Source organism: Shewanella gelidii, assembly GCF_014647855.1.
GTDB classification, from domain to species: Bacteria; Pseudomonadota; Gammaproteobacteria; order Enterobacterales; family Shewanellaceae; genus Shewanella; species Shewanella gelidii.
Map to the genome: position 1 here is coordinate 1 of NZ_BMPZ01000032.1, position 673 is coordinate 673.

Genomic DNA, 673 nt, shown 5'->3' on the forward strand with positions numbered 1-673 from the left:
GACGGAGATGCACTCAGTGTTATTGCAGGGACCTTTAACACAACCGAAGGCGGCACCATTGTCATTGCAGCCGATGGTAGTTACGTTTATACGCCTCCAGCGAACTTTAATGGTATTGATACCGTTGTTTACACTGTAACGGATGGCACAGGCACTGATACCGCAACGCTAACAATCGATGTTGGTGGCAGTAATGACGCACCAACACTTGTTGCTGATACCGGCAGTGTTGATGAAAACGCGACACTCACTGTTGATGAGGTGAATGGCGTTCTGGCGAACGATTCAGATACAGATGGTGATACGTTATCCGTAAGCTCTATCGTCTCCAATGCCAATGGAGATACTGCGGCCGTGACTGCAGGACAAGCTGGCGTTGTAACCAATGATTACGGCACGCTCACCATCAATGCAGATGGTAGTTACACCTTTATAGCGAACGGCCCGGCTTCTGAAGCCTTGCCTAATGGTGTTACAGCTGATGTTATCTTCACTTACACTGCAACCGATGGTACTGCACCAGAAACAGAAACACTGACCATAACAATCACTGGCGCCAACGATCCTGCTGACATTACCGTCAACCTCGGCAACGGCGACAGCGATGCCGGCACCGTCACAGAAGATGGCGCGACCGATGGCGATGCAGGCACGGTAGAAACGGTCTCTGGCA

Annotated in this window: 1 protein-coding gene; it reads left to right on the top strand. The window is 50.8% G+C overall.

Going from position 1 to position 673, the window contains the following annotated elements; translation table 11 throughout:
- Positions 1–673: cadherin-like domain-containing protein (locus IEY18_RS17305; protein ID WP_188923135.1), on the top strand; the 673-nt coding region annotated here is incomplete at both ends.